20 protein-coding genes and 2 pseudogenes are annotated in these 22158 nt (G+C 66.1%); 12 read left to right on the top strand and 10 right to left on the bottom strand.

The features are described from left to right. Positions 1 to 56 precede the first annotated feature (56 nt). The 3 genes from FCU66_RS03470 to FCU66_RS03460 form a co-directional block, all read right to left on the bottom strand. Entirely contained in the window at positions 57 to 905 is an 849-nt protein-coding gene (locus FCU66_RS03470; RefSeq protein ID WP_136621734.1) for an aldo/keto reductase, read from the bottom strand. Positions 906 to 1039: 134 nt separating this feature from the next. Further along, on the bottom strand, positions 1040 to 1672 hold the full coding sequence (locus FCU66_RS03465; RefSeq protein ID WP_136621733.1) for a Vgb family protein: 633 nt from the start codon (positions 1670 to 1672) through the stop codon (positions 1040 to 1042). Positions 1673 to 1708: 36 nt separating this feature from the next. Beyond that, entirely contained in the window at positions 1709 to 2929 is a 1221-nt protein-coding gene (locus tag FCU66_RS03460; protein ID WP_136621732.1) for a helix-turn-helix domain-containing protein, read from the bottom strand. Between the two features lie 330 nt (positions 2930 to 3259). Here FCU66_RS03460 and FCU66_RS03455 point away from each other — a divergent pair, with 330 nt between their 5' ends. The 4 genes from FCU66_RS03455 to FCU66_RS03440 all read left to right on the top strand — a co-directional run bounded on the left by FCU66_RS03455 (position 3260) and on the right by FCU66_RS03440 (position 6083). Next, entirely contained in the window at positions 3260 to 4009 is a 750-nt protein-coding gene (locus tag FCU66_RS03455; protein ID WP_136621731.1) for a DUF899 domain-containing protein, read from the top strand. Between the two features lie 243 nt (positions 4010 to 4252). Beyond that, positions 4253 to 4519: a hypothetical protein gene (locus tag FCU66_RS03450; protein WP_136621730.1), complete on the top strand. Its 267-nt coding sequence runs from the start codon at positions 4253 to 4255 to the stop codon at positions 4517 to 4519. Positions 4520 to 4569: 50 nt separating this feature from the next. Continuing rightward, a complete protein-coding gene (locus FCU66_RS03445) occupies positions 4570 to 5574 on the top strand; it encodes a zinc-dependent alcohol dehydrogenase family protein (RefSeq protein ID WP_136621729.1) in 1005 nt (334 codons plus the stop codon). 236 nt (positions 5575 to 5810) lie between these two features. Beyond that, a complete protein-coding gene (locus FCU66_RS03440) occupies positions 5811 to 6083 on the top strand; it encodes a hypothetical protein (protein WP_136621728.1) in 273 nt (90 codons plus the stop codon). Positions 6084 to 6108: 25 nt separating this feature from the next. Here FCU66_RS03440 and FCU66_RS03435 read toward each other — a convergent pair. Beyond that, positions 6109 to 6946, bottom strand: a pseudogene (locus tag FCU66_RS03435) (sigma-70 family RNA polymerase sigma factor). Continuing rightward, on the bottom strand, positions 6946 to 7419 hold the full coding sequence (locus FCU66_RS03430; protein ID WP_136621727.1) for a carboxymuconolactone decarboxylase family protein: 474 nt from the start codon (positions 7417 to 7419) through the stop codon (positions 6946 to 6948). The pseudogene FCU66_RS03435 and the gene FCU66_RS03430 overlap by 1 nt, the downstream one beginning before the upstream one ends. Positions 7420 to 7629: 210 nt before the next feature. Between FCU66_RS03430 and FCU66_RS03425 the strand changes: the two are divergent. Continuing rightward, positions 7630 to 8013: pseudogene (locus FCU66_RS03425) on the top strand (VOC family protein). 211 nt (positions 8014 to 8224) lie between these two features. On the opposite strand, the gene FCU66_RS03420 reads toward FCU66_RS03425, so the two are convergent. Next, the gene (locus FCU66_RS03420; protein ID WP_136621726.1) at positions 8225 to 8845 is read right to left on the bottom strand and encodes a TetR/AcrR family transcriptional regulator; all 621 of its coding nucleotides are present in this window, start codon (positions 8843 to 8845) and stop codon (positions 8225 to 8227) included. A 377-nt stretch (positions 8846 to 9222) separates the two neighbouring features. On the opposite strand from FCU66_RS03420, the gene FCU66_RS03415 reads away from it, so the two are divergent. The 6 genes from FCU66_RS03415 to FCU66_RS03390 all read left to right on the top strand — a co-directional run bounded on the left by FCU66_RS03415 (position 9223) and on the right by FCU66_RS03390 (position 17002). Next, a complete protein-coding gene (locus FCU66_RS03415) occupies positions 9223 to 9720 on the top strand; it encodes a (2Fe-2S)-binding protein (RefSeq protein WP_136621725.1) in 498 nt (165 codons plus the stop codon). After that, positions 9717 to 10775: an FAD binding domain-containing protein gene (locus FCU66_RS03410; protein WP_136621724.1), complete on the top strand. Its 1059-nt coding sequence runs from the start codon at positions 9717 to 9719 to the stop codon at positions 10773 to 10775. Before FCU66_RS03415 ends, FCU66_RS03410 begins: the two co-directional genes overlap by 4 nt. Next, positions 10765 to 13023 (top strand): xanthine dehydrogenase family protein molybdopterin-binding subunit, encoded by a 2259-nt coding sequence (locus FCU66_RS03405; protein WP_136621723.1) that lies wholly within the window; start codon positions 10765 to 10767, stop codon positions 13021 to 13023. Before FCU66_RS03410 ends, FCU66_RS03405 begins: the two co-directional genes overlap by 11 nt. Positions 13024 to 13254: 231 nt before the next feature. Continuing rightward, on the top strand, positions 13255 to 13734 hold the full coding sequence (locus FCU66_RS03400; protein WP_136621722.1) for a (2Fe-2S)-binding protein: 480 nt from the start codon (positions 13255 to 13257) through the stop codon (positions 13732 to 13734). Continuing rightward, on the top strand, positions 13731 to 14714 hold the full coding sequence (locus tag FCU66_RS03395; RefSeq protein WP_136621721.1) for an FAD binding domain-containing protein: 984 nt from the start codon (positions 13731 to 13733) through the stop codon (positions 14712 to 14714). The genes FCU66_RS03400 and FCU66_RS03395 overlap by 4 nt, the downstream gene beginning before the upstream one ends. After that, entirely contained in the window at positions 14711 to 17002 is a 2292-nt protein-coding gene (locus tag FCU66_RS03390; protein WP_136621720.1) for a xanthine dehydrogenase family protein molybdopterin-binding subunit, read from the top strand. Before FCU66_RS03395 ends, FCU66_RS03390 begins: the two co-directional genes overlap by 4 nt. A gap of 61 nt (positions 17003 to 17063) precedes the next feature. Here FCU66_RS03390 and FCU66_RS03385 read toward each other — a convergent pair whose 3' ends face one another. After that, positions 17064 to 18074: a zinc-dependent alcohol dehydrogenase family protein gene (locus FCU66_RS03385; RefSeq protein WP_136621719.1), complete on the bottom strand. Its 1011-nt coding sequence runs from the start codon at positions 18072 to 18074 to the stop codon at positions 17064 to 17066. A 96-nt stretch (positions 18075 to 18170) separates the two neighbouring features. Between FCU66_RS03385 and FCU66_RS03380 the strand changes: the two genes are divergently transcribed. Then, positions 18171 to 19100, top strand: coding sequence for a LysR family transcriptional regulator (locus tag FCU66_RS03380; protein ID WP_136621718.1), 930 nt, complete (start codon positions 18171 to 18173; stop codon positions 19098 to 19100). Between the two features lie 44 nt (positions 19101 to 19144). On the opposite strand, the gene FCU66_RS03375 is transcribed toward FCU66_RS03380, so the two are convergent. From FCU66_RS03375 to FCU66_RS03365, 3 genes are all read right to left on the bottom strand, one after another. Next, the gene (locus FCU66_RS03375) at positions 19145 to 19903 is read right to left on the bottom strand and encodes a slipin family protein (protein WP_136621717.1); all 759 of its coding nucleotides are present in this window, start codon (positions 19901 to 19903) and stop codon (positions 19145 to 19147) included. Beyond that, a complete protein-coding gene (locus FCU66_RS03370) occupies positions 19900 to 21282 on the bottom strand; it encodes an NfeD family protein (RefSeq protein ID WP_136621716.1) in 1383 nt (460 codons plus the stop codon). The genes FCU66_RS03375 and FCU66_RS03370 overlap by 4 nt, the downstream gene beginning before the upstream one ends. Positions 21283 to 21434: 152 nt before the next feature. Then, positions 21435 to 22151, bottom strand: a complete 717-nt coding sequence (locus FCU66_RS03365; protein ID WP_136621715.1) for an outer membrane protein — start codon at positions 22149 to 22151, stop codon at positions 21435 to 21437. Between the last annotated feature and the right edge of the window lie 7 nt (positions 22152 to 22158).

Here is a 22158-nt window from a genome sequence, read left to right as displayed (position 1 = left end):
TCCCCCACTTGGGGGGAGATTGGCAGTTCCACCGCCGGCTCCTTCAAACTTGCCCCTCAGAACAAGAACGCGGCGGTGGCGGGGTTCGGTCCGGTGCGGCCGGTGGCTGAATCCATGCCGCGGATCGTCTGCAGGTCCTGGGCATCGAGCTCGAAATCGAAGACATCGAAATTGGCGGCGATGCGATCCCTGCGGATCGATTTTGGAATGACGATCAGCCCCTCCTGGAGATGCCAGCGGATGATCGCCTGGGCGACAGACTTGCCATGCTTCTTGGCGATGCCCGCGAGGGTTGGATCGCCGAGCAGCCGGCCGCTGCCCAGCGGGCTCCAGCTTTCGATGCGGATGTCATGCCTGGCATGAAAATCCCTGAGGCCGCGCTGCTGGAACTGGGGATGCAGCTCGATCTGGTTGACGACGGGCGCCACGCCGGTCTCAGCGATGATCCGCTCCAGATGGTCCTGGTTGAAATTTGAAACGCCGATCGACTTGATGCGGCCGGCCTGCCTGAGCTCGACCAGCGTCTTCCAGGCCTCGACATATTTGTCCTGGCTGGGCACCGGCCAGTGGATCAGGAACAGGTCGAGCTGCTCGATGCCGAGCTTGCCCATCGTCTCGTCGAAGGCGCGCAAGGCCGCATCGCGCTGGTGCGCGCCGTTGCGCAGTTTCGAGGTGATGAACAGCTCGCCGCGCGGCACGCCGGAGCCACGGATCGCCTCTCCGACCCCCTCCTCGTTCTGGTAGCCTTCGGCGGTATCGATCAGGCGATAGCCGGCCTCGATGCCCCAACCCACCACTTCAGCGGTGATATCCTGATCGACCTGCCACACGCCAAGGCCGAGCTGGGGAATGGCGGAGCCGTCGTTCAACGCAATCTGTGCAGGCATGGTGGACTGTTCAGGCATGTCGGGGTCCTTTGCAAAGCGGGTCCAGGCGGTCCGCCCGGTGCACAGCCTATCTAGGTTCGACAGGGGGCGACGGCCAGCCGACAGCGACAAATTGTCGAAGTTCGCCTGCAAGTGTGACCTCGGCGTCAGCCTCACCGCGGCCGGCGCACCGCCCGCACCACCCCGGCGGATGTGCTGCCGCAGTAGAGGCGGTCGCCGCCATCGGATTCAAGCCCCGACACGCCGATGCCGGCCGGCATGTCGAGCTTCTCGAGAACCTTGCCCGACTGCGGGTCGACGCGGCGCAGGTCGCTCTGGTCGCCTTCCCAGGTGGCGTGCCACAGCTCGCCGTCGACCCATGTCACCCCGGTGACGAAACGGTTGGATTCGATGGTGCGCAGGATTGCCCCGGTCTCCGGGTCGATCTGGTGGATCTTGCGCTCGCGGTATTGCCCCACCCAGAGCGTCCCTTCGGCCCAGGTGAGCCCGGAGTCACTGCCGCCGCCGGGCGCCGGAATGGTCGCCAGCACTTGGCCGGTATCAGGGTCGATCTTCTGTATCAGGTCATTGGCAAGCTGGAAGAAATGCTGGCCGTCCCAGGCGGTGCCGGCATGTGCCGCGACATCGATCGATCGCAGCGCCTGCCCGCTCTCCGGATCGAAGGCGTTCAGCTTCTCGCCCGAGGCAAACCAGACATTGTTGCCGTCAAAGCTCACCCCATGCACCCTCTCCACATCGGCAAAGGGTCCGTATTCGCGCAGGATTTCGGCGGCTGACTGTTTCATGTCTCTATCCTCACTGAGATGGTCCGATGTCCCTTACTAACCACTCGGCAATGGCGCCGGGAGTAACAAGGTGGTCGTGAATCCCGCCACCGGCGGCGTCATCCAGCGGCGCGCCCGGCCGTGACCGAAAAACTGCACCTTGCCGGCCTCGCCAAGCTGCTCCAGCGCCCGCTGCACGCTGCGCTGGCCGATGCCAAGCGCCAGCGCCAGCGCCGAGGACGCCCACGATTCACCATCGGCAAGGAAGGCCAGCACCGCCGCGTGGCGCTCCTCGATCGGCCGCGCCAGCACCAGCACCTCGCGCGCCTGGCGCGGCGCCAGCGCGAAGCCTTGGCTGGTCGCGCCGATGTCGGCCAGCCCGCGCAATTCGGCGCGCAGCCGGCCGATCTCGACCCGCAGCCGTGCCCGATGCGATTCATCGGCGTGCCTGCCGCCGAAGGCTTCAGCGATCAATCTTGCCCTCGACACATCGCCTGGCCATGCTTCGGCGAGCGTGCGTGCCAGCGCAAACAGCACCGGGCGCGTTGCCAGCGAGACCATGATCTCCTGCCTGCGCACGACATAGCGAAAGCTATCGACCAGCAGTGCCGGCGACGCCTGCAACGCCTCGACCTCCTCGAGCAGCACGGGGCGCTGCTCGCCACCCGTGATCAGCCGCGCGGCTGGCGTGTCCAGCGCCAGGAACGCGCTGTCGACCTCCGCGACCAAGCCCGGAATGCCGGCCCGGCGGGCGGCGTGGCGTGCCCACTCCAACGCCCTGCGCGCTGGCTTCGTCTTCAGGCGCCGCATCGCGATGCCGGCGACGGCGAGCTCGTGCGCGGCGCGCGAGGCCGGCGGAAGCGGTGCCGGGTCGAGCCCGGCCAGCACGTCTTCAGCCTCGTCGAGACGGCCGATCAAAAGCAGACGCCGCACTTTGAGGTGGCCGGCATGCGCGGCGTTCAACCGGTCGCCGTGCTTTTCCAGAGTTGCGCGCGCCGCATCGAGCGCCTTGGCCGGCCAGCCGAGGTCGCGCGAGACCAGCGCGATCTCGGCCTCGGCGACGACGCATCTGGCGCGCGCCACCGCTTCTTTCGGGCCGAAGCCACGCGCGGCCCGCCGCAGCAGCGCCTTGGCGCGATCGAGATCGCCGAGTTGCGCCATCGCAATGCCGCGCAGCGCCAGCGCCGGCGGATCTTCGCGCAAGGCGACGCGATCCAGCGCGCCAAGCGGATCGCCCCCGGCCAGCGCCAGTGCCGCCGCGGTGATCAGCGAGTCCATTCAAATCCCGTCACACTTGTAACTCCCACCCCCGCGCCTCACCGCCCTAACTTAAGCCAGCACCGTCAACCAGCAAGCCGTGCCGACAACCGACGGCACGCCAACGGAGAAGAAGATGCCCAGTTCAGCCGATCTGCCTCTCGACGCGACAATCGACACGGCCAGGCACGCCGGACGAATTCGTCATCCCTGCTGCGGCGGGCCGCACGATTCAAATCCCGTCACATCTGTAACTCCCACCGCCGCGCCTGACCGCCCTACCCTACCTCACGGCCAGCAAGCAGCAACACGTCGCGACAGTGCGGCGGCAAACTGACAAGGAGACGACCAATGACCAAGCACACCGCAATGAAGACCCCGCCGATCGTTTCAAGGCAGGACTGGGAAGCCGCCCGCGAACAGATGCTGGTGAAGGAGAAGGCAACGCTGCGCGCCAAGGACGCATTGGCCGCCGAGCGCCGGCGCATGCCGTGGATGGAAGTCGACAAGGCCTATGTGTTCGACGGGCCGAACGGCAAGGCGAGCCTGCTCGATCTGTTCGAAGGCCGCCGCCAGCTGATCGTCTACCGCGCCTTCTTCGAGCCCGGCGTGTTCGGCTGGCCCGAGCATGCCTGCCGCGGCTGTTCGCTCGGCGCCGATCAGGTCGGCCACCTCGCCCATCTCAACGCCCGCAACACCACGCTTGCCTACGCCTCGCGCGCCCCGCAGGCCGACATTGCGCGGCTGAAGCAGAAGATGGGCTGGGAGATGCCCTGGTACACCATCACCGACAGTTTCGACAAAGACTTCGGCGTCGACGAATGGCACGGCCACAATGTCTTCATCCGCGATGGCGACCGCATCTTCCGCACCTATTTCATCAACAGCCGCGGCGACGAAGCGATGGGCACCGTCTGGAGCTATCTCGACGCGACGCCGCTCGGCCGCCAGGAGATCTGGGAGGATTCGCCCGAAGGCTATCCGCAGACCCCGCTCTACTCGTGGTGGAACTGGCACGACAATTACGATGCGGGGCACGACAAGAAATGGGCCGAAGTGTCGGCTGCCGGCGAAGCGGCGTTCAGGGACAAGGGCGAGTAAGGATTGGCGAGAGTGACGCCAGTTATCCAGCTTGGGTTCCTCGCCCCCGCCAAAGGCGGGGGAGAGGTGGCCGCGAAGCGGGGGACTTCGTAGGGTGCCGGCCTAACAACGCTTCGTCTGACTATGTCTGCGCCATTCCCCCTCTCCGTCTCGGCTTCGCCGAGCCACCTCTCCCCCACTCCGTGGGGGCGAGGAACCCAAGTTCTGGCCTCGCACCGGCATGACAATCAAAGGATAAGGACCATGCTCGATATCCATACAGCCACCAGCGGAGCGATCTCCGAAAACACCAATGCGTTCCCCCTCAGTATCGCCGACTGGCTATGCCTCGCCGCGGCCCCTACCTTCGCAATGATGGCGCTGCTCTCCTGCATTCAGGGCGGCGACGCGGCCATGCTGTGCATGGGCTCCTCGCCACTCACCGGAATGGCGGCGATGTATCTTCTGATGAGTGCCTTCCATCTGGCGCCCTGGCTGAGGGTGATCTCCGGCCGGCAAGCCCGGCGATAAGTCCAGCCCGCCATCCCAATTTTAGACACCTCACACGTCGGAGAAAGACAATGAGACTGGTCAGGCTGAGAGCGCCGGGCGGCCTGGGCAATCTCGACCTGGTCGAGGAAGATCCACCTCGGCCAGGACCGGGTGATGTGCTGGTCAGGGTCCGGGCCTGCGCCTTGAACCTGCGTGACGATTTCGCGGTGCAGGGCAAGACACCGTTCGTTGACGGCCGCGTTCCGCTATCCGATGGCGCCGGCGAGGTGATTGCCATCGGCGGCGATGTCAATGCGTTCAAGCCCGGAGACAGCGTCGTCAGCGTTTTCTATCCTTGGTGGCTGGACGGCGACATGACGCCCTCGACCCGGCGCGACATTCCGGGGGAAAGTTTTGACGGCTTCGCCAGCGAGTATGTCTGCATGCCGGCGCACGCTTTCACCAGGGCACCGGCAGGCTATACGCATGTCGAGGCGGCAACCCTCACCTGCACCGGTGTGACCGCCTGGCGGGGCCTGGTTGTGTGCGGCAAGGTGAAGCCCGGTGACACCGTGCTGGTCCTCGGTACGGGCAGCGTATCGCTGTTTGCACTGCAATTCGCCAAGGCAGCCGGGGCCCGGATCATCGCCACGTCATCCGACGAGCAGAAGCTGGAGAGGCTCAGGCGGCTCGGCGCCGACACCGTCATCAACTACAATGCCGTGCCGGACTGGGGCCGCAAGGCCAAGGATTTGACCGACGGACGCGGCGTCGATCACGTGATCGAGGTCGGCGGCCCCGCCACGCTGGCGCAGTCGATAGCTGCCTGCCGGACGGGCGGTCACATCGCCCTGATCGGCGTGCTGACCGGCTTTGCGGCGGAAGTGTCGATCCCGGCCCTGTTTTCAAACCAGATCCGGATCAGCGGCATTTCCATCGGCAGCCGGGCCGACCAGGAGGACATGATCCGGGCGATAGAGATCAACCGCCTGAAGCCAGTGGTCGACCGCCATTTCCCGCTGCAGGACATCGCCACCGCCTTCGCGCACTACGAATCCCAGAAGCATTTCGGCAAGGTCTGCCTCGATGTTTGAGCGTTCCCCGAGGCGCCAGCAGGCCCACAAAACGCCCACCATCCATCAGCAACAGCTAATTGACAGGCCGGGAGAAACGGCGCTCACTGCCGGGCACAGGTGGATCGCAGCATCAGGCGGGCGATATGGACCGCCGGCGTCACCTCAGCAATTCCGGGAAAAGCGTGAAACGGTTTTCCCTGGAAAAGCGCATAAGCGCTTTCCCTTGGGAATTGCGTAGAACCAGGGAGGATGCCATGCCAACCATTATCGGCCACCACAACATCACGAAAGACAGCAAGCACTGGCTCAATTCACCCAAGCGCAAGGAGCTTTTCGGCACGCTTGGGATCACCAACATCCGCACTTTCGTCGATCCGCAGAACCCGAAACGTGTGGCCGTGATGATGGACGTTCCGGACATGGATAAGATGGCCGCGCTGATGCAGAGCAAGGCGGCCGCCGACGCCATGGCCCACGACGGCGTGGTGCCGGAGTCGCTGGTGATCCTGGTCGAAGCGAAGGGATAGCCGCCCGCTTTTTGGGCGACAGGTTTCAATGCAGGTGCCTGAGCTTGTCGGGATTGCGCATCACGTAGATGGCCGCGATCTTTCCGTCCTCGATGTCGAGCGCGGTCGTCTGCAGTTCGCCATCGGCTTCCAGCGTGACGAAGCCGGGCAATCCGTTGACGAAACCAATCCGAACAAGTGTCGAGCGGTTCTCCTGGAGCCAGGCAACCACACGCTCATATTGCTGCATGACGGCATCGAACCCCAGGACCACATCCGTGGCGGCCGGACGCTTGCCGCCGCCATCGGCATGGGCGCTGACATCGGCCGTCAACATCGCCCCCAGCGCCTTCATGTCGCCGTTGCGCGAGGCGGCGAAAAACGCCTCGGCCAGCGCCAGGCCAACGCGGTCGCGCCTCCCGGACATGGGCGCGCGCGCGGGCAGCGAGCTGGCGGCAAGTGGCGGGTTCGCGTTGGATGGCGGCGGCGACCTCCTCGTATCCCAGCCCGAACACATCGTGCAGCAGGAACGCTGCCCGCTCGAGCGGGGAAAGACGCTCCAGCACCAGCATCAGCGGCAAGGTGACGTCTTCCTCGTCGTCCTCTTCCACAAGCGGATCGGGAAGCCAGGGGCCGATATAGCTTTCGCGCCGGCGGCGCGCGGATTTGAGCTGGTCGAGACAGAGCCGCGTGACCGTGCGGCGCAGGAACGCTTCGGGCTCGCGTACATCGCTGCGGTCGGCCCTCATCCAGCGGATGAAGGCCTCGTGCACGATATCCTCGGCATCCGCCACGGAGCCGAGCATGCGGTAGGCGACGCGCCTGAGCTTTGGTCCGAGCACACCGAAATCCGGCGCTGTACCCTCGGGGCCCGCGTCCGTCATCAGGCAGCGGCCGCCTTGGCCGCGGACCGGATTGCCGCCGGATCGGCCCAGCCGCCGAAACCGACCGCAAGGCGGTTGTAACCGTTGATGACATTGATCATCAAGGTGAGCTTCACCTGTTCCTCCGGCGTGAACTCGGCCTTCAGGGCATCATAGGCGCTTTCGTGCGTATGTCCTTCGCTGATCCGCGTCAGCGCTTCGGTCCAGCCGAGCGCGGCGCGTTCACGATCGGTGTAACAAGGCGCCTCGCGCCAGGCTGCCAGGAGGTAGAGGCGCTGCTCGGTTTCGCCGTCCTCGCGCGCAAACACCGTATGCATGTTGAGGCAGTTGGCGCAGCCGTTGATCTGGGACGCCCGTATCTTCACAAGCTCGGCCAGGCTCGGCTCAAGGCTGGCGGAAATGGCAAAGGATGCGCGCTGCCATTCCTTCATCAGTGAAGGGGCGGCGGTGAAGAGATCAAGTTTTGCAGTCATGATTGGCTTCCTTCTGTTGGTGCCGATATCATGACGAGCCAGGATCCGCTGATGTGACATGCACGCCAGATTTTTCATGCGCGTCGCCAGCGCGGTTCACCTGGTGGGAGCGTCGAGCCACTCTAATTAGGCTTGCTGACAAACGTAACAGCCATGGAAACCGCCGAGCGTACACCCCCGGCCCGGCGGCTCCAACATCGGGAGGCAGGAATGTCGGAACCCACGGTCAATGTGCGCTACATGGTCGACGATGTCGAAGCGGCCATCGAATGGTATGGCAAACATCTCGGCTTTTCGCTTCTCTCCAAGCATGTGCCCGCCTTCGCGGACGTCAAGCGCGGATCGTTGCGGCTCTTGCTCAGCGGGCCGACCAGCTCCGCCGGATGACCGATGCCCGACGGCGAACAACCGCGGCCTGGTGGCTGGAATCGCATTCACCTTCTCGTCGACGACATATCGGCCGAGGTGTCTCGCCTGCGCGCCGCCGGAGTGTCGTTCCGCAACGATATCGTGACCGGCCCCGGCGGATCGCAAATCCTGTTGGTGGACCCTTCCGGAAATCTCGTCGAGTTGTTCCAGCCGGCTGGCCGCTGAGATCGGACCTGCACCTTCGTTACGATCCTGCCTAGGTCGCGATATCGTTGACCGGCAGCAACGGCTTGGGCAGGTCAGCCTCGCCAAGCCCGCCGCGCAGCTCGATCTCGATGTCGCGGCAGATTTGCGAGATCGGAACGGCCTACATACATCGGATGCCCCTCAAATCATGGACAGGTCAGGTTGTTGCACGGCCGGAATCTGGTCGCCCTCACCGTGCCTTTACAGCCCCAAAACGCAACCCGTCCATCAAGAGCTTGACCAGCCGGCGCGAGCGGTCGCGCCATTCGGGGGTGTCGGGCGCCGAGTAGATGCCGGACAGCGCGTGCAGCACGTCCGAAGCATCGACGTCGCCGCGGATAGTGCCGTCGGCCACCGCCGCCTCGACCAGTTGCCGCAAGGCTTGCGACACCCGGCCCGACGTGTCGGAAAACAGCGTCGAATTTGTGGTGAGCAGGATGCGCAGGCTGGTCGCCAGGCCGCGCTTGGTGGCGATGTAGTCGACGAAGCGCTGCATCCACTGTTCCAGCGCGACATCGGACGGATGTTTTCCGGCGAGCTCGCCGGCGGCCGCGCACAGTCCCTCCGCCTCACGGCGATAGACCACCTCGACCAGATGCTCGCGCGTCGGGAAATGCCTGTAGAGCGTGCCGATGCCGACGCCGGCGCGGCGCGCGATCTCCTCCAGCGAAGCATCGATGCCGCGCTCGGCAAACATGGCGGCGGCCACCTCGACCAGCCGATCGCGGTTGCGCTGCGCATCGGCGCGCAGGGGTTTTGTCTCTGCGGCGTCAGCTTTCTGTTCAGCAATGGCGGACGGCTCGGTGGCCAATTTTTTCTCCACATCGTGTCAGGGGGCTTGAACCCGGCCGGGTCAACCCCCACGTAATAAACGGAGGCGCCTCCGCTTTAGTGGAGTACCTTTATCATATAAGAAGGGGAACCGGTATGTCACGTCTGCAAACAGCCGAGCGTGTAATCTTCCCCCTCGAGGGGGAGATGTCGCCGGAGGCGACAGAGGGGGTCCCCGCGCGTAAAGCGCCAACCTCAGTCCGCCGCAGAAGGCCGAGCCCGGTCGGACCGGCCCCCTCTGGCCTGCCGGCCATCTCCCCCCTCGAGGGGGGAGATTTCGCTCTCCGCCGCCTTGCCCTCCTTCTCCCCGACACCAAGTCCTTCCCATCCGCGTCAAGCAACTGGAGCCAGACGCCCATGACCAGCCTTCCCATCACGCTCACCATCAACGGACACCGACACGAACTGGAGGTCGATCCACGCGTAACCCTGCTCGACCTGCTGCGCGAGCGGCTTGATCTTACCGGCACCAAGAAAGGCTGCGATCGCGGCCAGTGCGGCGCCTGCACGGTGCTGGTCGAAGGCAAGCGCATCAACTCCTGCCTGGCGCTGGCGGTCAGCCATGACGGCGCCAATGTCTTGACCATTGAGGGCGTCGCCCACGGCGAGGAGCTGCATCCGGTGCAGGCCGCCTTCATCGCCCATGACGGCTTCCAGTGCGGGTTCTGCACGCCCGGCCAGATCATGAGCACACTCGGCCTGATCGCCGAGGGACAGGCCGGCGACGATCCCGAACGCATCCGTGAGGGGCTAAGCGGCAACATATGCCGCTGCGCGGCCTATGGCGGCATCGTCGAGGCCGTCCTGGAAGCCCAGCAACAGCTTGCCAAAGCCGACCGGAGGACCGCGGCATGAGAGACTTCGATTACATCAGGCCCGCCACCATCCCCGACGCCATAGCCGCGGCGGCCGAGCCGGGTTCGGCCTATCTCGCCGGCGGCACCAATCTGCTCGACCTGATGAAAGGCGGCATCACCAGTCCCGAGCGCATCGTCGATATCTCGCGGCTGCCGGAGCTCAACCGCATCGAGCGACTGGACTATGGCGGCCTGCGCATCGGCGCGCTGGTCCGCAATGCCGACCTCGCCCATGACTCGGCGTTCGCCAGCACCTATCCTGCGGTGGCCGAGGCGCTGCTGTCGGGCGCTTCGGCGCAGCTTCGCAACGCCGCCACCGTCGGCGGCAATCTCTTGCAGCGCACGCGCTGCAGCTATTTCTACGACACCGCCAGCGCCTGCAACAGGCGCGAGCCCGGCGCCGGCTGCGATGCGCTGGGCGGCGAGAACCGCCTGCACGCCGTGCTCGGCTGGAGCGACGCCTGCATCGCCACCCATCCGTCGGATTTCTGTGTGCCGCTGGTGGCGCTCGACGCCGTGGTCGAAATCGAAGGCAAGAAGGGCCGGCGCCATGTGACGCTGGAGGAATTCCACCGGCTTCCCGGCGAAACGCCGCAGCGGGAGAATGCGCTGGAACCCGGCGACCTGATCGTGGCGGTGCGCCTGCCGGCGGAGGCTGCCTCCTTCTCCGCCAATGCCCGTTACCTGAAGGTGCGCGAACGCACCTCCTATGCCTTTGCCGTGGTCTCGGCCGCGGCTGCGCTCGTCGTCGACGGCGGCAAGATCCGCGCCGCAAGGCTGGCGCTGGGCGGCGTCGCGGCCAAGCCGTGGCGGGCGCGCTCGGCGGAAGCCGTCCTGCTTGGTGCGGATGCCAACGAGGCGAGCTTCGCCAGCGCGGCCGACGCCGCCTTGGCCGACGCGAGCCCCTCCGGCGACAATGCCTTCAAGATCGAGCTTGCCCGCCGCATCGTGGTCAGGGTGCTGATGTCCGCCCTTTCGGGAACGCCCGAGCGTCTGCCAGCCCTTCCTGCCTCCCCGTTCTCAAACATTCCCGGAGTGCGCCATGACGCTTGAACTGAGCCTCAACCAGCAACCCGCCCATGCCCGGCAGGGCTCCAGCATCGGCCAGCCGCTGACCCGCCGCGACGGCTTTCTGAAAGTCACCGGTGCCGCGCGCTATGCCGCCGACAACCATCCGCCCGGCATGCTCTACGCCGTGCTCGCTGTCTCTAGCATCGCGCGCGGCCGCGTTGCCGCGCTGGATGTCGAGGCGGCCAAGGCGCACCACGGCGTGGTCGAGGTGATGACGCCCAAGAACCGGCCGGCGCTCGCCGCCGATCCGGACGCCAAGGACCATCCCTTCATGTTCCGGCTCGACTTGCTACAGAACGATCAGGTCCGCTACCCCAACCAAAGCATCGCCGTGGTGATCGCCGAGACGCTGGAGGCCGCGACCGAAGGGGCAGCCCTGCTGTCGCCGCGCTATGAATCCCTGCCGGCGCGCGTTGGCCTCGACGGCGCCGAAAGCTTCGTGCCGCGTGGTGTCGGCATCGGCAGTCCGGCCGTGCACCACAAGGGCGATGTCGAGGTAGGCCTCAAATCGGCAAAGACGCGGATCGAAGCCACCTACGAGACCCCGGCCCAGTACCACAACGCCATGGAGCCGCATGCGATCGTCGTCGCCTGGGATGGCGACAGGCTGTCGATCGACACGCCGAGCCAGGGCCTTGCCATGGCGCAGGGCCGCATCGCCGGCCTGTTCGGCATCGCGCCGGAAAACATCCACATCCGCAGCCCGTTCCTTGGCGGCGGCTTCGGTTCGAAAGGCATGATCTCCGGTCCGCAGGTGCTGGGCATCCTGGCGGCGCGTCTTGTTGGCCGTCCGGTCAAGCTGGTGCTGCGGCGCGAGCAGATGTACGGCCCGGTCGGCCATCGCGCGCCGACGCGCCAGACGCTGCGCATGGGCATGGATGGCGAAGGGCGGCTGACGGCGATCGACCATCACGCCAGGACCGCATCGAGCACGTTCGACGATTTCTTCGAACCGGCCGCGGACGCCTCGCACACGCTCTATGCCAGCCCGGCCATCGCCACCTCGCACGATGCCGTGCGGCTCGACACTGGTACGCCGCTGTTCATGCGGGCGCCCGGCGAAGCCACCGGCTCGATCGCGCTGGAGAGCGCTATCGATGAGGCGGCTCACGCCTGCGGCATGGACCCGCTGGAATTTCGGCTGCGGAACTATGCCGAGGTCGAGCCGATGACCGGCAAGCCGTTTTCCTCCAAGGCGCTGCGCGAATGCTACAGACAAGCGGCTGAGACGTTCGGCTGGGCGAGCCGCCCGCTTCAGCCGCGGCTGATGCGCGACGCGGACGGTTTCCTGACCGGCTGGGGCATGGGCACGGCGACGTTTCCGGCCATCATGTTCCAGGCCGAGGCGCATGCGGTGCTGAGGGCCGATGGCAGCGGCCTGATGGAGACCGGCGCGCAGGATATGGGACAAGGCGCCTGGACAGCGTTTGCCCAGATCGCCGCCGACGGGCTGGGACTGGACATCGACCGGGTCGAGTTCAGGGCCGGCAGTTCCGACCTGCCCAATGCAGGCATTGCCGGCGGCTCCGGCCACACGGCGACGGCCGGCATGGCGATCCACAATGCGGGCGCCGCCGTCATCGCCAGGCTCGCCGATCTCGCCACCGGCAACGAGGCCTCGCCGCTGTTCGGCGCCGGCAATGAAGGCGTGCTGGCGCGCGGCGGCCGCCTTTACCGGCGCGACGATGAAAGCCGCGGTGAAAGCTATGCCGAGATACTCACACGCGCGGGCCTCACCGAGATCGAAGGCCACGGCAAGGGCGCGCCAGACCCGGCGTCCCAGGAAACCTATGCCAAGCACGCGCACGGCGCCGTGTTCGCCGAGGTGAAGGTTGACCCCGATTTCGGCCAGATCCGTGTCACAAGGCTGGTCGGCGCGTTCGCCGCCGGACGGGTTATCAATCCGCGGCTGGTGCGCAGCCAGTATTATGGCGGCATGATCTGGGGCATTTCCTTCGCGCTGCATGAGGAAGCCATCACCGACCGGCGCTCGGGCCGGATCCAGAATGCCAACCTCGCCGAATATCATGTTCCGGTGAATGCCGACGTGCCGTCGGTCGAGGCGCTGCTGGTCCACGAGGACGACCCCTACGTCAACGCGCTCGGCATCAAGGGCGTTGGCGAAATCGGCATTACCGGCACGGCCGGCGCTGTCGCCAATGCGGTCTGGCATGCAACCGGCGTGCGGCCCCGGCGCTTTCCCATCCGCATCGAGGACCTGCTGGGGTGACGAGTGGTCGCGACGTGGGCGGGAAGCCAACTGCTTGGCTTCCCGCACAACGAACGGTGAAGGCCCGGTCCGCCTTCGGGCGGATCAAAAGGTCCAGTGGACCTTTTTAAGGGGCTGAACGCCCGAAGGGCAGGCAGCGACAGCGAAGGGCCGGACAGTTGGCACTAGGTCCACCGCCTGCCCAACATGAGATCAACCGACTTCGCGTCAAGCAACTGGAGCCAGACGCCCATGACTAGAACAACAGTCCCCGTCCATCTCGATATCAACGGCGACCATCACGAACTGCAACTTGAGCCGCGCGTCACGCTGCTCGATGCCTTGCGCGACCGCCTCGGCCTGACCGGCACCAAGAAGGGCTGCGACCACGGCCAGTGCGGCGCCTGCACGGTGCATGTCGACGGCGAGCGCGTGCTGGCCTGCCTGACGCTGGCCGCACAAGTCGAGGGCCGCACCGTCACCACCATAGAGGGGCTTGCACGGGAGGGCGAAATGCATCCCGTGCAGGCTGCCTTCCTCGAACAGGACGCCTTCCAGTGCGGCTATTGCACGCCCGGCCAGATCATGTCGGCGGTCGCTTGTATCCGCGAAGGCCATGCCGGCTCGGACGAGGAAATCCGCGAATACATGGCCGGCAATCTCTGCCGCTGCGGCGCCTATCCGCACATCGTCGCCGCTGTCCGCCAGGCAGCCCTGGAGGTCCAGTCATGAGGGATTTTTCCTATCTGCGCGCCGGCTCGATCGATGCCGCACGACAGGCGGCCGCCCTGCCCGGCGCCATGCTGCTCGCCGGCGGCACCACGCTGATCGATCTCGCCAAATGCGGCGTCGCCGAGCCCGAGACGCTGGTCGACATCACCCATCTCAAGGGGTTGGACAGCATCGAGGTGAGCGAGCGCGGCGCCACCATCGGCACGCTCGCCAAGATGGGCCATGTCGCCGACCATGCCGACATCAAGAGCCGCTTCCCCGCCGTCTCCGAAGCCCTGTGGCAGGCGGCCTCGGCGCAGATCCGCAACATGGCGACCATCGGCGGCAATCTGATGCAGCGCACGCGCTGCCCCTATTTCCGCGATCCCTCGAATTTCCCGGCCTGCAACAAACGGGAACCTGGCAGCGGCTGTTCGGCCATCGGCGGTGTCACGAGGGGACATGCCGTGCTCGGCACCAGCGACGCCTGCATCGCCATGTATCCCGGTGACCTCGCGGTGGCCCTGGTCGCCTTCGATGCCATCGTGCATCTGGGCCAGCGCCAGATCCCGGTCGACGACTTTTTCCTGCTGCCCGGCGCTACGCCGGACAAGGAACACGCGATCGAACCGGGCGAGATGATCACCGCGATCGAGATTCCCAGCTTGGCCTCTGCCCGGCGTTCGACCTACCTCAAGATCCGCGACCGGCAATCCTATGAGTTTGCCGCCGCAAGTGCCGCCGTCGGCATCGAATTCGAGGCCGATGGGCGCACCATCCGTGATTTGCGCGTGGCGCTCGGCGGCGTCGCGACAAAGCCCTGGCGTGCGCGGGCCGTGGAAGACGCGCTGAAGGGCAAGGTGCTGGAGCCGGATGCCGTCCGCGCCGCCAGCCTGCTCGCTGTCGAGGGCGCCGTCGACCATGGCGCCAACCACTACAAGATCGAGCTCGCGCCGCGCGTCGTGGCGCGGGCTATTCTCAAGATGGGAGAAACGGCATGACGGTTCACAACATCAGACATGGTGACGCATCCGACGGTGCGGAAGCTGTCGGCGGCCGGCTGTCGCGCGTCGACGGCCCGGCCAAGATCACCGGCGCTGCGAAATACGCCGTCGAGCAGCAGCTCGAAGGGCTCGCTTACGCCGTGCTGGTCGAAAGCACGATTGCATCCGGCAAGGTGCGCGCGATCGACACCAAGGCGGCCGAGGCAGCGCCCGGCGTGCTGCAAGTGCTGACGCCGGACACCATCATCAGCCTCAGGACCGCCTCGGACTGGTTCGGCACGCCGCCGCCCGACAAGCCCTATTGCCCGCTGGCGCGCGACATCACTTTTTCTGGCCAGCATGTCGCGGCGATCGTGGCGGAAACCTTCGAGCAGGCAGTCGCGGCGGCAGCGCTGGTCAAGCTCAGCTATGATGAGGCCCCTTCGATCGTCGACCTCAGCGATGCCAAGGCCGGCGACGGCATTCCGATCGACGCCATGACCAAGGAATGGGGCGATGCGCAAGCTGCTTTCGCCTCGGCCCCGGTGCGGATCTGCGCCGCCTACAACACGCCGCGCGAATACCAGGCGCCGATGGAACCGCATGGCCTGATCGCCCGCTGGGAGGGCGATCAACTCACTGTGTGGGAGCCGAGCCAGTGGCTGGACGGCATGGCGCGCACCTATGCCGAATGGTTCGGCGTGCCGTTCGAGAATGTGCGGCTGGTCTCGCCCTATATTGGCGGTGGCTTCGGCTCCAAGGCGCTGGCGCTCAGCCATGGTGCGGTGGCAGCATGTGCGGCCAAAATGCTCGGCCGGCCGGTGCGGCTGGTGATGACGCGGCCGCAGACCTTCACCGGTTACGGTGGCCGCGCGGCGACGCGCCAGACGGTGACGATCGGCGCCGACGCGCAAGGAAAAATCCAGTCGATCGTGCATCGCGGCGTCAACGAGACATCGATCGACGGCATGTGGGTCGAGCCGCTCGGATCGGTCACCTCGATCATGTACGCGACGCCGAATTTCTCCTCGAAGCAGAATGTCGTGCGGGTCAATTCGGTGGTGCCGGGCGCCATGCGCGCGCCGGGCGAAAACCCCTCGGCTTTCGGCATCGAAAGCGCCATCGACGAACTCGCCTACGAGGTCGGCATCGATCCGCTGGAGATCCGGCTGAGAAACTATGCCGAGCAGGATCCGTATGCCAAAAAAGCCTGGTCGACCAGACAGTTGCGCGAGGCTTTTGCCGCAGGCGCGGAGCGCTTCGGCTGGTCGAAGCGCTCGCCAGAACCGCGCTCGATGCGCGATGGCAACCAGCTGATCGGCTGGGGCGTCGCCGCCGGCACCTATCCGGTGCGGCGCGCCTATGGCGAGGCGATCGTGCGCATCCTGGCCGACGGCTCGGTCGAGGTCGAAAGCTCCTCGATCGACATGGGCCAGGGCACCTACACCATCCTGGCGCAGACCGCCGCCGAAACGGTCGGCGTGCGAGCTGACGACGTGGTGGTGAAGCTCGGCGACTCCCGCTTCCCCCGCGCCGGCGTCACCGGCGGCTCGCGGCTGGCCGGCGTCATGACGGGTGCGGTCTACAAGGCGGCGACCTCGGCGCTCGACCAGTTGGTGGGGCTGGCGATCAGCGATCCGCGCTCGCCCTTCCATGCGCTGCAGGCCAACACGCTGGTCGTCGCCAATGGCCGTATCGGCTCGCCGCGCGGCGACGGCCCCGATGTCTCGATCGCCGAACTGCTCAAAAGCGTCGGCCGCGACCACATCGAGGCCACCGGCGACACCATGCCGGCCAATTCGACGCCAGAGGACCGCTACAAGAACTACACCACCATCGCCATGGCGCTGCCGCACACCGAGGGCGACTATTCCCGCCATTCCTGGTGCGCCCATTTCATCGAAGTGCACGTCGACGAGGATTTCGGCACGGTGCGCGTATCACGCGTCGTGTCGGCGCTGGATTCCGGCCGACTCTACAATCCGAAACTCGCCGAAAGCCAGTGGAAGGGCGGCATCATAATGGGCATCGGCCAGGCGCTGCTCGAAGAAGGCATCGTCGACCGCCGCCACGGCCGCATCGTCAACAACAACCTCGCCGATTATCTGGTGCCGACCAATGCCGACATTCCCGACATCGAGGTGATCTCGGTCGGCATCCCCGACCTGCATTCCTCGGTGCTCGGCGGCAAGGGTGTCGGCGAGCTCGCCATCGTCGGCGTGGCGCCCGCCATTGCCAATGCGGTGTTTCACGCCACGGGGAAGAGGGTGCGGGACTTGCCGATTACCTTGGAGAAGTTGATCTGAGGGTGAAGCGAGTAATCTCCCCCCTTGAGGGGGAGATTGGCAACTCCACCGCCTTCGCTGATCACCACTCCAACCCGAACACCAGCTTGCCGAAGTGCAGGCCGCCGGCGGCCATGTGGGCGTAGGCTTCGGCCGCTTCATCAGGTGAAAACACCTTGTCGACGACCGGCTCGATCCTGGCGGCACCGATCGCGCGGGCGGCGTCGCGAAGGTCGGACACCGATCCGGTGTTGTTGCCGACCACCTTCAGCGCCTTGATGATGATCGGCAGCAGATTGACCGTGGCCTCGGTGCCGGTGACGAAGCCGATGGTGAACAGCGTGCCGCCGGGCGCGGTGGCGTTGATGGCGCGGGCGAAGGTGGCGGTGCCGCCGGTCTCGACGACGAGGTCGGCGCCGAGGCCGCCGGTCAGCTCCAGCACCTTGCCGTCCCAGTCGGGCGTCGCGCGGTAGTTGATGAGATGATCGGCGCCCAGTGCCTTCGCCCGCTCCAGCTTCTCGTCCGACGACGAAGTGATGATGACGGTGGCGCCGGCGGCCTTCGCAAGCTGCAGGGTGAAGATCGAGACGCCGCCGGTGCCGAGCAGCACGACGACCGAGCCCGGCCCGACATCGGCGGCGCGGATGGCGTTCCAGGCGGTGGTGCCGGCGATCGGCAACGTCGACGCCGCCTCGAAGGAGAGATGCGCCGGGACCGGCACGATCGAATTGGCCGGCAGCGCGACATATTCGGCCAACGACCCCGGCAGCGAGATGCCGCGCATCTGCGTCATCTCGTAAGGCCGCGGCCGGCCACCGATCCAGCGCGGCTTGGCATGGGCGACGACGCGATCACCGACCGCGAATCTCGTAACGCCCTCGCCCAGCGCGACGATCTCGCCAGCGCCGTCGGCGACGGGGATGAGCGGAAAGCTCGGTCCGGGATAATTGCCGCTCGCCACCGCGACATCGACGAAATTGAGGCTTGCCGCACGCTGACGGATCAGCACCTCGCCGCGCTGCGGTTCGGGGGTGGCAACGGTGGCGGCGCGGAAGGCGTCCAGCCTGGGTTGGCTCAGTTCGATGGCTTTCATGGTTTCACTCCGGTGGGACGATTGATGGTTGAGTGAACCTATCTGCTGCGCTATTCCTGGATAATCCTTGCCAATTGCATTTGAGTACTGCGAATAATGCAGCAATCCCACGAACCAGTGGCCCTTGCCGAAATGGCGGCCTTCGCGGCCATCGCCGAGGCGCGCTCCTTCACCAGGGCGGCGGCGCGTGTCGGGCGCGACGCGACCATCCTGTCGCGGCGCCTGCAATCGCTGGAGGAGCGGCTGGGCGTCAGGCTGCTCCATCGCACGACGCGCAGCGTGTCGCTGACCGAAGCGGGTGCCGAATTCCTGGTGCGCGTGCGCGCCATCCTCGCCTCCGTCGACGAGGCCGAGGCCGCGGCGTCGGCGCATGCCGGCGGCGGCCCGCGCGGCCTGCTCAGACTGGCGCTGCCCGGCACGTTCGGACGCATGTGGATCGGGCCGCTGCTGCCTCAATTCCTTGCCGAATTTCCCGATGTCCGCATCGAGGCCGAGTTCTCCAACCGCTTCACCGATCTGGTCGCCGAGAATTTCGACGTCGCCGTGCGGCTCGGCGCGCTGGAGGATTCGCGCCTGGTAGCACGCAAGGTGGCAACGCGGCGCCGGCTGCTCTGCGCCGCCCCCTCCTATCTCGCCCAAAGGGGCAGGCCGGAGACGCCGCAGGCGCTGCTCGAACATTCCTGCCTGGGCTTCAGCGGCTTCCAGACCTTTCCGGCCTGGGAGATGACCGACGGCGAGGGCCGGCGCGCGCGCGTCGAGGTTTCCGGGCCGTTGGTCACCGACGATGCCGAGGTGCTGGTCGAAGCCGCCGTGCAAGGCGTCGGCCTGATGATGAGCACCGACTGGCTGGTCGGCCGCGAACTCGCCGACGGACGGCTGGTGCCGGTCCTGGAGGACTGGACGCTGGCCGACGAAGGCGCGGTCTATGTCGTCACGCCCTCAGCCAGGGGCCAAGCCGCCAAGACCCGCGCCTTCGCCGACTGGATCGGCAAGCGCTTCGCGCCGGAGCCGCCCTGGCGGCGGTGAAGCCGCTGATGTCCGCGTAGGGGAGAGTACGCACTCCTCCCTTCTTACTTCCCCTGCCCCTTCATGAACTGGCTGAGCAGATCCACCGGCAGCGGGAACACCACCGTGGACGAGCGCTCGCCGGCGATGTCGTGCAGCGCCTCGAAATAGCGCAGCTGCATGGCCTGCGGCTCGGCTGCCAGCATCCGGCCCGCCTCGACCAGTTTCGCCGCCGCCTGCTGCTCGCCATCGGCATTGATCACCTTGGCGCGCCGCAGCCGCTCGGCTTCGGCCTGCTTGGCGATGGCGCGGATCATGCTTTCGTTCAGGTCGACGTGCTTGATCTCGACATTGGACACCTTGATGCCCCAGGCGTCGGTGCGCTGGTCGAGGATCTCCTGGATATCGCTGTTGAGCTTGTCGCGCTCGGCCAGCATCTCGTCGAGCTCGTGCTTGCCGAGCACCGAGCGCAGCGTGGTCTGCGCCAGTTGGTTGGTCGCGGCCATGAAGTCCTCGACCTGGATGATCGCCCGCTCGGCGTCGACGATGCGGAAATAGAGCACCGCGTTGACCTTCACCGAGACGTTGTCGCGCGAAATGACGTCCTGCGGCGGCACGTCCTGCACCACCACTCGCAGATCGACCTTCACCATCTGCTGGACGAAGGGGACGAGGATGATGAGACCGGGACCCTTGACCCCGGTGAAGCGGCCGAGCGTGAAGACCACGCCGCGCTGATATTCCCTCAGGATGCGAATGGCCGCGGACAGGAACATGACCACGACCAGCGCAAGCAACAGATAGGCCACGTAACCGATGCTCATTGTCTTGCTCCATTCTTTGCCGCATCGCGGCGCCGCACGGTCAGCACGAGGTCTCTGATATCGGTCACCTCGACGCTGTCGCCAGGTGCGATGGGTTCGTCGGCCTTCGCCCGCCAGCGCTCGCCCTGGGCCAGCACATGGCCCTCGCCGCCCTGCCAGTCGAGGATCTCGGCCGGCAATCCGCGCATCGCCTCGCCGCCAACGCGCGGCAGGTTCTTGCGCGCCGCCCAGACATACGTGCCGGTGAGGAGCGCGAGCCCCATCGTCAGCGCTGCGGCGGGACCGATGACGGCCCATGACACGGCGAAGCCCGGTCCTTGGGTCTTGAGCAGCATGGCGGCGCCGAGCAGAAAGGCGGCCACGCCGCCGAGTCCAAGCACCACGGTGGGGTTGAAGGCCTCGACGACGAGGAAGCCGACGCCGAGCAGCATCAGGGCGAGGCCGGTATAATTGATCGGCAGGAGATTGAGTGCATAGAGCCCAAGCACGAGGCAAATCGTGCCGATGACGCCGGGCGCCACCGCGCCGGGGCTGGTGAACTCGAAGATGATGGCATAGACGCCGACCAGCATCAGGATGATGGCGATGTTCGGATCGGTGATGACGGCCAGAAGCCGGATGAACCAGCCGGGCTCCAGCGTCTCGACCGGCAGCCCTTTCGTCGCCAGAACCACTTTCCTGCCGGCCACATCCACCGTGCGCCCATCGGCCAGTTGCAGGAGCTCGGTGGTGTCGTGGGCGACGAAGTCGATGACATGTTCCTGCAGCGCCGCATTGGCCGACAGGCTCGCCGCCTCGCGCACGGCCTTCTCGCCCCAGTCGCCATTGCGACCGCGCAGTTCGGCAAGCGAGCGGATCAAGGCAACCGCGTCGTTGGTCACCTTGGCCATCATCGCGTCGCCCGCCGGCCGCCCGGTGGCGTCCTTCTCGTCCTTGGCCGGGCCGTTGTCCTTGTCGCCGCCCGGAAGCGACGGCAGCCCGCCTATCTCGACCGGCGTCGCGGCGCCCAGATTGGTTCCCGGCGCCATCGCTGCGACATGGGTAGCGTAGAGGATGTAGGTGCCGGCACTCGCCGCATGGCCGCCGGCCGGCGCGACATAGCCGATGACAGGCACCGGCGAAGCGAGGATATCGGCAATCATCTCGCGCATCGAGGTGACCAGCCCGCCGGGCGTATCGAGTTGAAGGATGAGGACTTCGGCGTCCCGCTTGGCGGCGATATCGAGCGCTTCCTCGAGCTGCCTTGTGCTTGCCGGCCCGATGGCGCCGTCGATCGCGACGCTCAGCGCGACCTTCTCGCTCCCGGCCGAAGAGAGGGGAGAAAAGACAGCCGCGACAACGAAGGCCACGGCAAGAAGGGCCACCCGCGCGAAGGTCACGCTCAAAGCTCCATGGATTCAATATGGGTTGTATTTTGGCGAAGTCCATGGGGGAGTGATGGCGGTCATCGGCGAACGCGGCTGAGCGCTTTCTCCCCCACCTGGGGGAGATTTGGCAGCTTCAGCGATTTTGTTCGATCCGGGAATGCCGATCAGAACTTGTAGGCAACACCGATCCGGACATCGTGCGTCGTCAACTCGATCTCGTCGGGGCCGAGCGGGGCTCCATCGGAGATGAAGTGCCGCCGTGACGTGTGGCGGCCGAAATCGGCGAACCGGTACTCGCCGCGGACCACCCAATTGTCGGTGACGGCGTATTCCGCACCGGCGCCCAGCGTGTAGCCGGTGATGGTGTCTTTGGCGTCGGCATAGGGACCGCCCGGAATGTCGGTGGTAGTGTGCTTATAGCTTGCCACAGCCAGGCCGCCGGTGACAAAGGGAAGCCAGCGATCCATCGCATAGCCGGCTCTCAGGCGCACGGTGCCAACCGACTCCAGCTCAAGCTCGCCGCCAAAGGCAGGGTCATCGACGCCGAGCGCCCGGTATAGCGTCGTGCCCTTCACGCTGGCGAAGCTGTAGTCGCCCTCGATACCAAGAACCAGCCCGCCGTCGAACTGCTTGTTGTAGCCGGCATAAAGACCGCCGAAACCACCGGACGGACTATAGCCCCAGCCGTAATTGTCGAAGCTGTCCGGGGCAAAGGTTTGCCCGACCCTCGCGTCCCCCCAGGCATACCCGGCCTGCGCGCCGACATAGACGCCGGACCAGCCGTAGGTGGCGGCAACCGGCAAGACCTCGCCGGTGTCCGCCGCGGACGCCATACCGAAAGGCGTGAGGATGAAGGCCGTGGCGAGAAGAATGGTTTTCATCGTTTGC

This window comes from Mesorhizobium norvegicum (genome assembly GCF_004919685.1).
In the GTDB taxonomy this organism is placed as follows: Bacteria; Pseudomonadota; Alphaproteobacteria; order Rhizobiales; family Rhizobiaceae; genus Mesorhizobium; species Mesorhizobium norvegicum.
Note: the sequence above shows the minus strand (reverse complement) of the source record. Positions and strands in the feature narration are given on the sequence as shown.